Source organism: Dyella ginsengisoli LA-4 (genome assembly GCF_000334915.1).
Lineage (GTDB): Bacteria > Pseudomonadota > Gammaproteobacteria > Xanthomonadales > Rhodanobacteraceae > Dyella_A > Dyella_A ginsengisoli_A.
In genome coordinates this window covers 33,702-47,199 of sequence record NZ_AMSF01000016.1, presented here as the reverse complement: position 1 = coordinate 47,199, position 13,498 = coordinate 33,702, and the positions used below count along the sequence as shown (strand labels likewise).

The 13,498-nt window shown below is 68.6% G+C and carries 13 protein-coding genes; 9 read left to right on the top strand and 4 right to left on the bottom strand.

Going from position 1 to position 13,498, the window contains the following annotated elements; genetic code table 11:
• Nucleotides 1-18: 18 nt before the first annotated feature.
• A complete protein-coding gene (locus tag C693_RS0104415) occupies nucleotides 19-360 on the bottom strand; it encodes a hypothetical protein (protein WP_017461045.1) in 342 nt (113 codons plus the stop codon).
• 159 nt (nucleotides 361-519) lie between these two features.
• On the opposite strand from C693_RS0104415, the gene C693_RS0104410 reads away from it, so the two are divergent.
• The 6 genes from C693_RS0104410 (at nucleotide 520) to asnB (ending at nucleotide 7,499) form a co-directional block, all read left to right on the top strand.
• A complete protein-coding gene (locus tag C693_RS0104410) occupies nucleotides 520-2,415 on the top strand; it encodes an ABC-F family ATP-binding cassette domain-containing protein (protein WP_017461044.1) in 1,896 nt (631 codons plus the stop codon).
• A 10-nt stretch (nucleotides 2,416-2,425) separates the two neighbouring features.
• Nucleotides 2,426-3,334 carry a hypothetical protein gene (locus tag C693_RS0104405; RefSeq protein ID WP_017461043.1) on the top strand — a complete coding sequence of 303 codons (909 nt, stop codon included), beginning with the start codon at nucleotides 2,426-2,428 and terminating at the stop codon, nucleotides 3,332-3,334.
• 2 nt (nucleotides 3,335-3,336) lie between these two features.
• Nucleotides 3,337-5,043, top strand: a complete 1,707-nt coding sequence (recJ, locus tag C693_RS0104400) for a single-stranded-DNA-specific exonuclease RecJ (protein WP_017461042.1) — start codon at nucleotides 3,337-3,339, stop codon at nucleotides 5,041-5,043.
• 80 nt (nucleotides 5,044-5,123) lie between these two features.
• Nucleotides 5,124-5,489 carry an STAS/SEC14 domain-containing protein gene (locus tag C693_RS0104395; RefSeq protein WP_017461041.1) on the top strand — a complete coding sequence of 122 codons (366 nt, stop codon included), beginning with the start codon at nucleotides 5,124-5,126 and terminating at the stop codon, nucleotides 5,487-5,489.
• Nucleotides 5,490-5,552: 63 nt separating this feature from the next.
• Complete coding sequence (locus C693_RS24355) at nucleotides 5,553-5,681, top strand: hypothetical protein (RefSeq protein WP_017461040.1); 129 nt, start codon at nucleotides 5,553-5,555, stop codon at nucleotides 5,679-5,681.
• Between the two features lie 144 nt (nucleotides 5,682-5,825).
• On the top strand, nucleotides 5,826-7,499 hold the full coding sequence (gene asnB / locus C693_RS0104385) for an asparagine synthase B (RefSeq protein ID WP_017461039.1): 1,674 nt from the start codon (nucleotides 5,826-5,828) through the stop codon (nucleotides 7,497-7,499).
• 7 nt (nucleotides 7,500-7,506) lie between these two features.
• Here asnB and C693_RS0104380 read toward each other — a convergent pair whose 3' ends face one another.
• Nucleotides 7,507-8,757 carry a retropepsin-like aspartic protease gene (locus C693_RS0104380; RefSeq protein WP_043598461.1) on the bottom strand — a complete coding sequence of 417 codons (1,251 nt, stop codon included), beginning with the start codon at nucleotides 8,755-8,757 and terminating at the stop codon, nucleotides 7,507-7,509.
• A gap of 121 nt (nucleotides 8,758-8,878) precedes the next feature.
• Between C693_RS0104380 and prfB the strand changes: the two genes are divergently transcribed.
• The 3 genes from prfB (at nucleotide 8,879) to lysS (ending at nucleotide 11,928) form a co-directional block, all read left to right on the top strand.
• Nucleotides 8,879-10,004, top strand: a protein-coding gene (prfB, locus tag C693_RS0104375) for a peptide chain release factor 2 (protein ID WP_100243644.1) whose coding sequence is annotated in 2 segments (ribosomal slippage) — nucleotides 8,879-8,953 and nucleotides 8,955-10,004 — 1,125 coding nt in all. Because the reading frame shifts where the segments join, the coding sequence is not laid out codon by codon here.
• 44 nt (nucleotides 10,005-10,048) lie between these two features.
• Nucleotides 10,049-10,336 carry a hypothetical protein gene (locus C693_RS0104370; RefSeq protein WP_017461037.1) on the top strand — a complete coding sequence of 96 codons (288 nt, stop codon included), beginning with the start codon at nucleotides 10,049-10,051 and terminating at the stop codon, nucleotides 10,334-10,336.
• Between the two features lie 74 nt (nucleotides 10,337-10,410).
• The gene (gene lysS, locus C693_RS0104365) at nucleotides 10,411-11,928 is read left to right on the top strand and encodes a lysine--tRNA ligase (protein ID WP_017461036.1); all 1,518 of its coding nucleotides are present in this window, start codon (nucleotides 10,411-10,413) and stop codon (nucleotides 11,926-11,928) included.
• Nucleotides 11,929-12,021: 93 nt separating this feature from the next.
• Here lysS and C693_RS21080 read toward each other — a convergent pair whose 3' ends face one another.
• Together C693_RS21080 and yidC are read right to left on the bottom strand one after the other, a co-directional pair.
• Nucleotides 12,022-12,846 carry an alpha/beta fold hydrolase gene (locus C693_RS21080; protein ID WP_017461035.1) on the bottom strand — a complete coding sequence of 275 codons (825 nt, stop codon included), beginning with the start codon at nucleotides 12,844-12,846 and terminating at the stop codon, nucleotides 12,022-12,024.
• On the bottom strand, nucleotides 12,843-13,478 hold the full coding sequence (gene yidC / locus C693_RS0104355) for a membrane protein insertase YidC (RefSeq protein ID WP_017461034.1): 636 nt from the start codon (nucleotides 13,476-13,478) through the stop codon (nucleotides 12,843-12,845). Before yidC ends, C693_RS21080 begins: the two co-directional genes overlap by 4 nt.
• Nucleotides 13,479-13,498: the final 20 nt, after the last annotated feature.

The window sequence follows — 13,498 nt, the reverse complement described above, 5'->3', positions numbered from 1 at the left end:
GGCCGGGGCCGTGGTCGATTACTTCGCGGCCGCCGGATCGGTGTTGTTGCCGGCCGGGGTGTTCAGCACGCTGTGGATCACGTGGTTCTTCTCGAAGTACACGATGAACGTCGCGTAATCCCAGCGGTTGATGACCGGGTGCTTGGCGCTGTCCCCGCCGCGCGGGCTGAGCTTGCGCTGCGGCGCGCCGTACTTCTTTTCCACCTGCGCCATGGTCATGCCGCGGGTGGGCAGGTTCATGCCCTTTTCCTGCTTGACGCGGTTGATCAGCAGGTTGTCCGCGCGGGCGGCGGGCGACAGCGCGACGGCGCCGACGGCCAGGGCGCAGGCCAGTGCCAGGCTGAAACGACGGTTGATCATGATCCCCTCTCCACGGAATGCGTGCTGCGCCGTTTTAGCAGAAGCCCCGACGCTTAGCCACGGCGCGCTGCGGTGTTTGCGATGGGTTGGGCGTTCCCCACCCGTTATGATGTGCGGCTGCGGGCGCGGCGTGCGCCCGGTCCGGACGAATCTTCCCGCATGATCGCTTTTCGCCACTTCGCCCTGCGCCGCGGCAGCCGGCTGCTGCTCTCCGACATCGACCTGGTGATCCAGAGCGGCTGGCGGCTGGGTGTGATCGGCCGCAACGGCTGCGGCAAGTCCAGCCTGTTCGCGGCGTTGCAGGGCCAGCTCGAATCCGATGCCGGCGAGCTGGACATGCCCGGCAAGCTGCGGCTGGCCTCGGTGGCGCAGGAGACGCCGGCGTTGCCCGACCTGGCCATCGACTACGTGATGGGTGGCGACGAGGAGCTGGCCGCCGCGCTGCGCGACGAGGCCGACGCCCAGGCGCGCGGCGACACCGAGGCGATGGCGAAGGCGCATCACCGCATCGAGGAGCTGCACGGCTACGACGCCCGCGCCCGCGCCGGTCGCCTGATGCACGGCCTGGGCTTCGCGCCGGAGACGCACGAGCGCGCGGTGAAGGAGTTCTCCGGTGGCTGGCGCGGCCGCCTGAACCTGGCCCGCGCGCTGATGTGCCCGTCCGACCTGCTGCTGCTCGACGAGCCGACCAACCATCTCGACCTCGACGCCGTGCTGTGGCTGGAAGAGTGGCTGCGCCGCTACCAGGGCACGCTGATGATCATCTCGCACGACCGCGAGTTCCTCGACGGCGTGATCACCCACACCCTGCACCTCAACCAGGGCCAGGCGAAGCTCTACACCGGCAACTACAGCGCGTTCGAGCGGCTGCGCGCCGAGCAGCTGCGCCAGCAGCAGATCAGCTTCGAGCGCGAGCAGGCCGAGCGGGCGCACCTGCAGTCCTTCATCGACCGCTTCAAGGCCAAGGCCAGCAAGGCCAAGCAGGCGCAGTCACGGATGAAGCGGCTGGAGAAGCTGGCCGGCACCGAGGCGGTGCGCGCCGAGCGGGCTTTCAGTTTCAGCTTCCCCCAGCCCGATCGCGTGCCCGACGCCATGCTGCAACTGGGCGAGGTGCGCGCGGGCTATCCGCTGGAGTCGGGTGACGGTTACTCCACCGTGCTCGCCGACGTCGGTTTCAGCATCGAGGCGGGCGAGCGGATCGGCCTGCTCGGCCCGAACGGCGCGGGCAAGTCCACCCTGGTCAAGACCCTGGTCGGCGAGCTGGAACCGCTGGCCGGCGAGCGCAAGGTGCACAAGGACCTGAAGATCGGCTACTTCGCCCAGCACACGGTCGAGAGCCTGCGTGCCGGCTCCAGTCCGCTGGACCACCTGCAGGCCCGCGCGCCCGGCGTGGCAAACCAGGTGCTGCGCGACTTCCTCGGTACCTGGAATTTCGCCGGCGACCGTGCGTTCGAGTCGGTCGACGGTTTCTCCGGCGGCGAGCGGGCGCGGCTGGCGCTGGCCCTTATCGCCTGGGACAAGCCGAACCTGCTGCTGCTCGACGAGCCGACCAACCACCTCGACCTGGAGATGCGCGAGGCGCTGGCCGACGCGCTGGCCGATTTCGACGGCGCATTGGTGCTGGTTTCGCACGACCGCCACCTGCTCGGCATGGTCTGCGACAGCTTCTGGCGCGTGGCGGACACCCGCGTCGAGCCGTTCGACGGCGACCTGGACGACTACGCGCGCTGGCTGCGCGCCCGCGGCAGCCAGGCGAAGAAGGCCGACGCCAAACCGGCCGCGCCGGTGGGATCCCCCGAGGAGCGCCGCCGCAAGGCGGCCGCCCAGCGCGAGCAGGAAAAAGCCTCCCGTTCGCGCGTGAAGAAGATCGAGACGCGCATGGCGACCATCGATGCCGAGCTGGGCAAGCTGGAGGCGAAGCTGGCCGATCCGGCCACCTACAACGGCTCCACCGCCGAGCTGATGAAACTCGGGCAGCAGCAGGCCGACCTGCGCAAGGAGAAAGAGTCGCTGGAGGCGGAATGGCTGGAACTCTACGAGCAACTGGAAGCCTGAGGCCTGCCGGATGAGCACGTCCGTCCCGCTCACGCTGTGGCTGCCCGCGCTGGCGCGTTTCGCGCCGGATCACCCGCTGCACCGCGCGCTGCGTCGCGCCGATCGTCGGCCCGACGGGCCGCGGGGCTATCTCGAAGGCTTGACACATTACTTCGGCACCGGGAGCCGCCCGCTGCCGGCCGCCGCGCTGCAGCGCCAGCACCTGGCCGGCGATGCCGGCGACGCGGTATGGCTCAGTGCCGATCCGGCCTGGGTCCAGGCCGAGATGAACGGCGCACGCCTGCTTGCCTGCGGCCAGCTCGGCCTGTCGATGGACGAGGCGCTGGCGCTGGCCGAGCCGCTGCGTCCGGTGCTCGGCGACGCCGGCATGGCGCTGGAGGTGACCTCGCCGGATCGCTGGCAACTGCGGCTGGCCGACGGCTCGCCGCTGCCGCCATTCGCCGCACCGGAGCAGGCACTGGGCGAGGACCTGTTTCAGCATCTGCCGCAGGGTGCCGAGGGGCGTCGCTGGCGCGTGCTGATCAACGAGCTGCAGGTGCTGCTGCACCAGCATCCGCTCAACGCCGAACGTCGCGCGAAGGGCCTGCCGCCGGTGAACAGCCTGTGGCTGTGGGGTGGCGGGACGCTGCCGGCCTCCGTCACCGCCAGCGTGGCCGGCGTGATCGGCGACGATCCGCTGCTGTGCGCGCTGGCCACGCAGGCCGGCGTTCCGGCCACGCCGCGCTCGATGCCGGCGGTGGCCGATGCCGCGGACGGCCGCCTGGTCGATCTGCAGGACCTGCCGGTCGCCGAGATCGAACAGGCCTGGTGGCCGACGCTGGAGGCCATGCTGGCGCGACGCCCGGTGCAGCTGGATTTCGCCAGCGGCGAGCGCTGGCTGCACAAGCCGCTGCACCGCTGGCGGTTCTGGCGCCGGTGAGCATGGAGCTGCGCCGACGCCAGGCAAAGGGCCCGCCGCAGGGCTGGGCCGGCGACGTACACCCGGTGCTGCAGGCGGTCTATGCCGCGCGCGGCGTGCTCTCGCCGGAACAGGCCGAACACCGCCTGGCCCGGCTGGCCGCGCCGCAGGCGCTCGGCGGGATGGACCGGGCAGTCGCGCTGCTGGTCGAGGCGATCCGCGGCCACTGGTCGATCGTCGTCGCCGGCGACTACGACTGCGACGGCGCCACCGGCACCGCAGTGGCCCTGCGCGGCCTGCGCCTGCTGGGTGCGCGCGACGTGCGCTACGCGATCCCCAACCGCTTCGTGCACGGCTACGGCCTCAGTGCGGCGCTGGTCGAATCGCTGCAGCCGACGCCGCAACTGGTGATCACCGTGGACAACGGCGTGGCCAGCGTCGAGGGCGTGGCGGCGGCGAAGGCGCGCGGCATCCGCGTGCTGGTGACCGACCACCACCTGCCGGGCGAGCGGTTGCCGGACGCCGACGCGATGGTCAATCCGAACCTGCCCGGCGACGGCTTTCCCAGCAAGGCGTTGGCCGGCGTCGGCGTGATGTTCTACCTGCTGCTGGCCACGCGCGCCGCACTGCGCGGGCAGGGGGCCTTCGGCGACGGCATGGAGCCGGACCTGTCGGTGCTGCTGGATCTGGTCGCGCTCGGCACCGTCGCCGACCTGGTGCCGCTGGACTTCAACAACCGCGTGCTGGTCGAGGCCGGGCTCAAGCGCATTCGCGCGGGGCGTGCCTGCGCGGGCATCACGGCGCTGATCGAGGCCGGCAAGCGCAGCGTGGCGACGGTTTGCGCCAGCGATCTCGGCTATGTGGTGGGTCCGAGGCTCAACGCGGCTGGGCGACTGGAGGACATGGGCCTGGGCGTGGAGTGCCTGCTCACCGACGATCCGTCGTGCGCCCAGCGCCTCGCTGCGGAGCTGGACGCGATCAATCGCGAGCGCCGCGACCTGCAGGCCTCGATGGTGGCCGAGGCGGAGCTGATGGTCGGCGCGGCCCATGCCACCGATGCGGTGGGCGTGGCCTTGTTCGAGCCGAGCTGGCATGCGGGTGTGGTCGGGCTGGTGGCCTCCAAGCTGAAGGAGCGCCTGCACCGACCGGTGATCGCGTTCGCGCCGGCAAGCGAGGACGAGACCGAGGTGCTGCGTGGTTCGGCGCGCTCGATCCCCGGTTTCCACATCCGCGACGCACTGGCCGCGATCGACGCGCGCCAGCCCGGCCTGGTCGAGCGATTCGGCGGGCACGCCATGGCGGCGGGCCTCAGCCTGCGCGTCGAGGATTTCGAACGTTTCGCCGCCGCCTTCGATGCAGTGGCGCGCGAATGGCTGGGCGAACGGCCCCTGCAGCCGGTGCTCGACACCGACGGCGAACTCGCGCCGGAGCACCTGCACCTCGACCTGGCGCGACTGCTGCGGCATGCCGCGCCGTGGGGGCAGGCGTTTCCCGAGCCGGTGTTCGACAACGTGTTCGAGTGTCGGTCCTGGCGCGTGATGGGCGAAAAGCACCTGCGCCTGGACCTGCGCGACCCGCGCGACGGCCGCACCCACGAGGCGGTGATGTTCAATGCCTATCACGGCGTGGCGCCGCCACCGGTGCTGCGCGCTGCCTACGAGCTGTCGGTCAACGACTGGCAGGGGCGTGAGAGCCTGCGCCTGCTGCTGCGGCATATCGAAGCGGTGTGAGGCCACTTCACGCCGTGCCGCTTGCGCGGCGGGGCCAATCGGAGTGCCATGGCGACATCGTCCCGCAAGGAGTGTCATCCATGATCGAGCAGATCACCGATCTTCCCGCCGGCGTGCTCGGCTTCCGCGCCCGTGGCCAGGTCACCGCCGCCGACTACGAGAACGTGCTGGTGCCGGATGTCGAGGCCGCCTTCGCGATGAACCCCAAGCTGCGCCTGATGTACCACTGCGGCGAGGACTTCACCGGCTTCGATGCCAAGGCTGCGTGGGACGACGCCAAGCTCGGCATGCGCCATTTCAGCGGTTGGGAAAAGGTCGCCCTGGTCACCGACGTGGGTTGGCTGCGGGTGGCGGCACGTGCGATGCGCTTCGCGATTCCCGCCGAGTTCCGCCTGTTCGCCAATGCGGAGTACGAGCAGGCGCGGGAATGGCTGCTGGCGCCCTGATGCGGTATGGCCGTCCGGAAAATAGTTCTTGCACCGCATCAAAAGTCGTGATCTAGTCGGTCCATGACCCCGTCGTTCACCACCGCCGCCCGCTTTGCCGATGCCCTGCATCGCGCGGCTGCGTGCACGGCGAACGGCCTGAACAACCGCAATGGCAATAACAACCGCCTCAACGGGCGGGCCATCGCGTAGACGCAAGTTTCAGCACCACATACGCGAAAAAGGCCCGCCCAGTGCGGGCCTTTTTCGTTTTACGGCCATGGATGGCCGGAACGCCGGAGACGCAGGAGCGTTTTCCGGCTCCAACAACGGTTTTGAGGACAGAGGGGAAAGGCCATGTGTTCGATCTTCGGGATGTTCGACCTGCAGCCGGGTGACGACCTCGCTGCGTTGCGCCGGCAGGCGCTGGAGCTGTCGCAGCGCCAGCGCCATCGCGGACCCGACTGGAGCGGCGTGTACGTCGACGCCGGCGTGATCCTGGTGCACGAGCGCCTGGCCATCGTCGATCCGGCGTCTGGCGCGCAGCCGCTGCGCTCGCGCGACGGGGCGCTGGCGCTGGCGGTGAACGGCGAGATCTACAACCACCGCGAGCTGCGCGCGGCCAGCGACTACGACTTCACCACCGGCTCGGACTGCGAGGTGATCAACGCGCTGTACCGCGACCTCGGCGGCGACGCCTTCGTGCGCGAGGGCGTGGCAAGGCTCAATGGCATCTTCGCCTTCGCGCTGTGGGACGGCGCCAGCCAGCGCTACGTGATCGCCCGCGACCCGATCGGCGTGTGCCCGCTGTACTGGGGGCACGACGGGGAAGGGCGGCTGTGCGTCGCCTCGGAGATGAAGGCGCTGGTCGGCGCGTGCAACGACGTGGCCGCGTTCCCGCCCGGTCATGTCTACGACAGCGCCACCGGCGAACTGACCCGCTACTACATCAAACCGTGGCGCGATCACGAGGCGACCCGGGGGCAGGGGCCGGAGGGTCTGCGCGAGGCATTCGAGCAGGCGGTGCACCGGCAGTTGATGACCGACGTGCCGTACGGTGTGCTGCTTTCCGGCGGACTCGATTCCTCGCTGGTTGCCGCTTGCGCCGCCCGTTTCGCCCGCGAGCGCATCGAGGACGACGACCGCTCGGAGGCCTGGTGGCCGCGCCTGCACTCGTTCGCGATCGGGCTGGAGGGCTCGCCGGACCTGGCCGCCGCGCAGGTCGCCGCCGACGCGCTGGGCACCGTGCACCACGGCTTCGTCTACACCTTCTGGGAAGGCCTGGACGCGGTGCCCGAGGTGATCCGCCATCTGGAGACCTACGACGTCACCACCATCCGTGCCGCCACGCCGATGTACCTGCTGGCCCGCCGGATCAAGGCGATGGGGGTGAAGATGGTGCTCTCCGGCGAGGGCTCGGACGAACTGTTCGGTGGCTACCTTTATTTCCACAAGGCGCCGTCGGCCGAGGCCTTCCACGAGGAGACCGTGCGCAAGCTCGACGCCCTGCACAGCTACGACTGCCTGCGCGCCAACAAGGCGATGATGGCGTGGGGCGTGGAGGCCCGCGTGCCGTTCCTGGACCTGGAGTTCATCGATGTGGCGATGGGCCTGGATGCCGCCCACAAGATGGCCGGCGGCGGCAAGATCGAGAAGCACGTGCTGCGCGCGGCCTTCGACGGCGCGCTGCCGGAGGAGATCCTGTGGCGGCAGAAGGAGCAGTTCTCCGACGGCGTCGGCTACGGCTGGATCGACGGGCTGAAGGCGCACGCCGAGCAGGAAGTCAGCGACCGCGAGTTCGCCGCGGCCGCCTCGCGTTTCCCGTTCAACACGCCGGCGACCAAGGAGGCCTATTTCTACCGCCGCATCTTCGAGCAGTTCTACCCGGGCGAGGCCTGCGCGGCGACCGTGCCGGGCGGCAAGTCGATCGCCTGTTCGTCGCCGGCGGCGCTGGCCTGGGACCCGGCTTTCGCGACGATGGCCGATCCGTCCGGCCGCGCAGTGCGGGGGGTGCACAGCCAGGCGCTGTAGGCAACGCTTAGCGCAGGTGGTCGTGCAGCAGCAGGCAGGTGTGGCGTTGCTGGAAGTCGAAGAAGAAATCCATGTCGCGTAGGGCGCCACTACCCAGGATGTATGGCCAGCGCAGGTTGGCATCGGTAAAGACGCCGAAGGTCATGCGGATCGGTTGCCCGGATACGACCACCTCGGCGGTGGCCTGGCTGACCCGGGCGTGATGCGTCAAGGGTCCCATGTCGCCGATGCGCAGCCGACGATTGTAGGTGGTGGCCAACTCGTTCTGTACCTGCTGGTTGCCGCTGAGGTAGAAGGCGCTGCCGCTGTCGATCAGCGTGTTCTGCAGGCTGCCATTTATCGGCAGGGCCACCACCACGCGCACGCTGTTGCCCCAGGTGTCTCCGGACACCAGCAGCGGCTCGCGACAGGCCGGTCGGGGCGTCTCCTCGCCATAGATCTGCAGCGTGTCCCGGGAGATCCGGAACGCGCCGAGTTGGCGCAGGATGTCCAGCCCGACCAGCCGTTTGCGACCCGCAACGATCTCCACCGGAGCGTTGCTCACAGTGATCGGGCCGAAGCGCATCCGGTCGAGGATGCCGAAGCGCACCGGTACGTTCTTCGACAGCAGGCCCCGGGTTAGCCCGGCGATCGGTAGCACGCGGACCCCCATGCGACGCGCGGTCTCCTCTCCAAGTACCAGCGGCCCCGCGCCGGTATCCATCACCAGGCGAGTGGTCTGGCCATTGGCCTCGACCTCCAGCGCCCCGCGATCGTCGCGCAGGATGTGCACCAGCGGCACACTGGCGCCCGAGGCCGGGATATCGACGGTCATTGCCGGCACATCGCGGTACTGGTCCACGTACTGCTGCATCTTCTGCAGGGCTTGTGCCGGGACCTTGCCGGTGAAACGGCGAATGATGTCCCGTTCGGCGTCAGTGGCCTCCGCCGCCCCCTTGGCCAGTCGCAGGTTGCCGTTGGCGTACTGGGCGCAGAACAGCGCGGTGCCAGGCTGGCTGTCGATCAGCGCCTGTTCGCACAGGCGCGCATCCTCGCTGGATTTGTCCAGGTTGAAATGGATGCGTTCCAGGGCCATCGCCGCCAGCACCCGTGTGACCGGGTCACTGGTACGCTGGTAGGCGTCGGCCATAACGGGCACGTTAGCGTCGGCGGTCGCCTGGGCCACCAAGTCCCGGCGCGATACGTTAGCCGGTTCACGCTGGGTGGCGCCGGCAACGCCGGCGAGCGCCAACCCGGCAAGCATCATCCATGACCTCATAATTGCATCCTTGGCTGTGGGGCGGGAGGCCGCGATTATACGGATCGGACATGACCGCGCGCGCAGCGGCCGCATGCCCTCTGCTACCATGGCCGGCCATTTTCCCTGTTGCCAACCATCCATGATCGAGACCAATCCGATCCTTGCGCAGATTGCGGACCTCAGCGGCCGCATCGAGTCGCTTAGGGGGTATCTTTGACTACCCGGCCAAGCGCGAACGGCTGGAAGAAGTAACCCGCGAACTGGAGAGTCCCAATGTCTGGGACGACCCGGCCCGCGCGCAGGAGCTGGGCCGCGAGCGTGCCCGCCTGGACACCGTCGTCAACGGCATCGACCGGCTTGGCGCCGGACTCGCCGACGCGCGCGAGCTGCTGGAACTGGCTGCCGCCGACGGTGACGACGACACCGTTGCCTCGGTGCAGGGCGACGTCGCCCTGCTCGAGGTCGAGGTGAACAAGCTGGAATTCCAGCGCATGTTCTCCGGCAAGATGGATGCGGCCAACGCCTATGTCGACATCCAGGCCGGTGCCGGCGGCACCGAGGCGCAGGACTGGGCCGAAATGCTGCTGCGCATGTACCTGCGCTGGTGCGAGTCGCGCGGCTGGAAGACCGAGCTGATGGAGGCCTCCGGCGGCGACGTGGCGGGCATCAAGTCCGCCACCTTCCGGGTCGAGGGCGACTACGCCTATGGCTGGCTGAAGACCGAGACCGGCGTGCACCGGCTGGTGCGCAAGAGCCCGTTCGACTCGGACAACCGCCGCCACACCAGCTTCACCTCGGTGTTCGTGTCGCCGGAAGTCGACGACAACATCGAGATCAACATCAACCCGGCCGACCTGAAGACCGACGTCTACCGTTCGTCCGGCGCCGGTGGCCAGCACGTCAACAAGACCGAGTCCGCGGTGCGCATCACCCACGTGCCCTCGGGCATCGTGGTGGCCTGCCAGACCGGCCGCAGTCAGCACGCCAACCGCGACACCGCGATGAAGATGCTGGCGGCCAAGCTGTACGAGCTGGAGGTGCAGAAGCGCAATGCCGAGAAGGACGCGGTGGAGGCGACCAAGTCCGACATCGGCTGGGGCAGCCAGATCCGCAACTACGTGCTCGACCAGAGCCGCATCAAGGATCTGCGCACCGGCATCGAGCGCTCGGACACGCAGAAGGTGCTCGATGGCGACCTGGACGAGTTCGTCGAGGCCAGCCTGAAGGCCGGCCTGGAGGTCGGCGCCAAGCGCGTCGACGCTTGATCCGGAAACCGGCTCCATCCGTTCGAACCTGCGAGGAGACATCCATGAAGCGTGGAACGTTCCTTCCGTTGTCTGTTGTCGCCTTGCTTGCGTGCGCCGGCATGGCCAGCGCCCAGGCGCAGTCGGCTGGACAGGACATCAAGCGCGACACCAGGGCGGCCGGTCATGACATCGCCGATGGTGCCCGTGACGTCGGCCATGCCACGCGGAAGGTGGCGATCAAGGTCGGCCACGGTGCGCGCGACGCAGGCCACGGCATCGCCAAGGGGGCGCGCGAAGGCTGGGACGCCACCAAGAAAGGCTTCAAGGAAGTGTTCCACAAGGGCGGCTGAGCCAGCCGCCCCCACCACGATCCAACTGACCGGCACCTGCCTGCGCAGGCGAGCCACCCGCTACGGAATCTGCAATGAGCGAAACCCCCGAGAACCCGCCCGTCGACGAGAACAAGCTGATCGCCGAGCGCCGCGAGAAACTCAAGGCGCTGCGCGGCCAGGGCATCGCTTTCCCGAACGACTTCACGGTGGACAGCTTCGCTGGTGACCTCAAGACCGAGTTCGCCGACGCCGAGCGCTGGACCGCCGAGGCGATCGACGCCGAGGCGCGCCGGGTGAAGGTGGCCGGCCGCATCGTGCTCAAGCGCGTGCAGGGCAAGGTCAGTTTCGTGCAGATGCAGGACATGACCGGCCGCATCCAGCTGTTCATCCATGCCGGCACCGTGGGCGACGTGTACGAGGCCTTCAAGGGCTGGGACATGGGCGATATCGTCGGCGCCGAAGGCGTGCTGATGCGCACCAAGACCGGCGAGCTGTCGGTGAAGGTCGAGCAGCTGCGCCTGCTGACCAAGAGCCTGCGTCCGCTGCCGGACAAGCACCACGGCATGGCCGACGTGGAGCAGCGCTACCGCCAGCGCTACGTCGACCTGATCGTCACCGAGGAGGCGCGCCGCACCTTCCAGCAGCGCTCGCGCATCATTGGCTATATCCGCCAGTGGCTGGAGGCCGCTCCGCGCCGCTTCATGGAAGTGGAAACGCCGATGATGCACGTCATCCCCGGCGGCGCCACGGCGCGTCCGTTCATCACCCACCACAACGCGCTGGACATGGACCTCTACCTGCGCGTGGCGCCGGAGCTGTACCTCAAGCGCCTGGTGGTCGGCGGCTTCGACCGCGTCTACGAGATCAACCGCAACTTCCGCAACGAGGGCGTGTCGACCCGGCACAATCCCGAGTTCACCATGCTCGAGCTGTACCAGGCGTACGCCACCTACAACGAGATCATGGACCTCACCGAGAACCTGATCCGCGACACCGCGAAGCAGGTGATCGGCAGCACCGAGCTGCACTGGGACGGCGCCACCATCGACGTCGGCCCGGCGTTCCGCCGCTGGACGATGGAAGACGCGGTGCTCGAGCACAACCCGGAGATCCGGCGCGAGGAACTGCGCGACCGCGCGGCGATGGCCGCCCACGCGAAGCGCCTGGGCGTGCAGGTCAAGGACGGCTACGGCTGGGGCAAGCTGCTGCTGGAGATCTTCGAGAAGACGGTGGAGCACACGCTGATCCAGCCGACCTTCATCACCCAGCACCCGGTCGAGGTCTCGCCGCTGGCGCGAGAGAACGACACCGACCCGGGCATCACCGATCGCTTCGAGCTGTTCGTCAACGGCAAGGAAATCGCGAACGGTTTTTCCGAGCTCAACGACCCGGAAGACCAGACCGCGCGCTTCCAGGCCCAGGTCGACGCCAAGGACGCCGGCGACGACGAGGCGATGCACTTCGACGCCGACTACATCCGCGCGCTGGAAGTCGGCCTGCCGCCGACCGGCGGCCTCGGCATCGGCATCGACCGGCTGGTGATGCTGCTCACCGACGCCTCCTCGATCCGCGACGTGCTGCTGTTCCCGTATATGCGCCCGGAAGCCTGATCGGTTTCCATGCAGGACGACGCAGGCCCGCATCTGCGGGCCTGCGTTTTTTCTTTGGGTCATGGCAGGCCTGTGGCCAAGCCCGCCATGGGCTCACGTGTCCGGAGCGGCAATCGTGTGGCGTGACTGCAGGGGCGTCGTCGCAGGATCGATGGCTCTGGTGGGTGAGCCAGCCAACAGGAAGGGCAGCACTGCCGCGAGGAATGCCTCGGGAGCCTCGCTGTGCAGCCGATGCGATCCCTCCAGTTGGCAGACGCGTGCATCCGGCATGGCAGAGGCCAGAGCATGCTGTCGTTCCAGCGGAACGTGACTGCGCGAGCCGGACAGCAGCAGACTCGGCGCCCGAATTGCGCGGAGCGCGTCCCACCATTCCGGCATCGGGCTGCGCAGGGTGGCGAGCGTCGGTCTTCTCATGCGCCAGTCGAAGCGGTTGAAAAAGACGATGCGCAGCAGGCTGGCTAGGCTGAGCGAAGCGGTCGGCATGGCTCCACGCAGGGTTGCGACATTTGCCTCGTCGCGCGGCGGGACCGGCGGCTCCTCGAGAACCAGTCGGCGCACGCGGGCCGGCTGCTCCGCGGCAACACGCAACGCTACATGTGCGCCCAGGGAATGGCCGACGATGTCCGTGCGGTCGATCCTCAACTCATCCAGCAGCCGGAAGACATCGGCGCCGAATGCTGTGAGCGGATAGCTTGCCGAACGACTGCTGCGCCCGTGGCCACGCATGTCCATGGCAATCACCCGCCAACCCTCGTTACCCAGGGCGCCGGCAAAGCGGTCCCAGGTGTCGGATCGGCCTGCCATGCCGTGCAGCAGCAAGATGCTTTTGTCCACCTCGGGACTGCCGCCAGTGCGGTACGCCAGGCGCTGGTTGCCTTCGACCCGCAACCAGCGATAGCCGGACAGGTGCCTGGTCATGCCCAATGGTGGCGCCGCACGCGTCGCCGCAGCAGCGCGGCCTGCAGCACGTTGACGCTGCTGGAGCCGGCCCAGTACAGGCCGAGGCCGGCGGCCAGGTGCCAGACCATCAGGAACGAGACCAGCACCGGCAGCATCTGCAGCGCGGTCTTCATCTGCGCCGGCATGGCCGGGTTGAGCGTGATCGCGGCGTACGTGAGTGCAGCGACGGCCAGGGCGAGCAGGAAGTCCGGTCGCGCCAGTCGCGGGATCCACAGGAACGAACCGGCTGCAGCCACACTCTGGCGGATCGCGGCGTAGATGCCGATCCCCAGCGGCGCCTGCACCGCGGAGACCAGCAGGCCGCCGCCCAGTCCGCTGGTGATGCCGTGCTGTTTGTTCAGCGCCTGGGCGGCACGGGCATAGGCCATGGGGTCCTTGGCATGGCGCTCGCGCAGGGCGTCGAGTTGCGGTTTCAGCGCCCGCATCCGCTGCTGGCGGTGCCAGCCCTGTTCGGCCAGCCGCAACGTCAGCGGCAGCAACACGAGACGGACGGCCACGGCGATAGCGACGACAGCCAGACCGTAGCTGCCGCCCAGCAGATGGGCGAGGAGCGAAAGCCCTTCGGCGAACGGATGAACGAAAGATTCCACGATGGCGCTTCCCTGTGCAT

What these genes read in the sequence shown, in the direction of transcription:
- recJ (WP_017461042.1), top strand. Translation starts at nt 3,337, where the DNA reads ATGGAGCTGCGCCGACGCCAGGCAAAGGGCCCGCCGCAGGGCTGGGCC.
- C693_RS0104395 (WP_017461041.1), top strand. Translation starts at nt 5,124, where the DNA reads ATGATCGAGCAGATCACCGATCTTCCCGCCGGCGTGCTCGGCTTCCGC.
- C693_RS24355 (WP_017461040.1), top strand. Translation starts at nt 5,553, where the DNA reads ATGACCCCGTCGTTCACCACCGCCGCCCGCTTTGCCGATGCCCTGCAT.
- C693_RS21080 (WP_017461035.1), bottom strand. Translation starts at nt 12,846, where the DNA reads ATGACCAGGCACCTGTCCGGCTATCGCTGGTTGCGGGTCGAAGGCAAC.
- C693_RS0104410 (WP_017461044.1), top strand. Translation starts at nt 520, where the DNA reads ATGATCGCTTTTCGCCACTTCGCCCTGCGCCGCGGCAGCCGGCTGCTG.
- C693_RS0104370 (WP_017461037.1), top strand. Translation starts at nt 10,049, where the DNA reads ATGAAGCGTGGAACGTTCCTTCCGTTGTCTGTTGTCGCCTTGCTTGCG.
- C693_RS0104415 (WP_017461045.1), bottom strand. Translation starts at nt 360, where the DNA reads ATGATCAACCGTCGTTTCAGCCTGGCACTGGCCTGCGCCCTGGCCGTC.
- C693_RS0104380 (WP_043598461.1), bottom strand. Translation starts at nt 8,757, where the DNA reads ATGAGGTCATGGATGATGCTTGCCGGGTTGGCGCTCGCCGGCGTTGCC.
- lysS (WP_017461036.1), top strand. Translation starts at nt 10,411, where the DNA reads ATGAGCGAAACCCCCGAGAACCCGCCCGTCGACGAGAACAAGCTGATC.
- C693_RS0104405 (WP_017461043.1), top strand. Translation starts at nt 2,426, where the DNA reads ATGAGCACGTCCGTCCCGCTCACGCTGTGGCTGCCCGCGCTGGCGCGT.
- asnB (WP_017461039.1), top strand. Translation starts at nt 5,826, where the DNA reads ATGTGTTCGATCTTCGGGATGTTCGACCTGCAGCCGGGTGACGACCTC.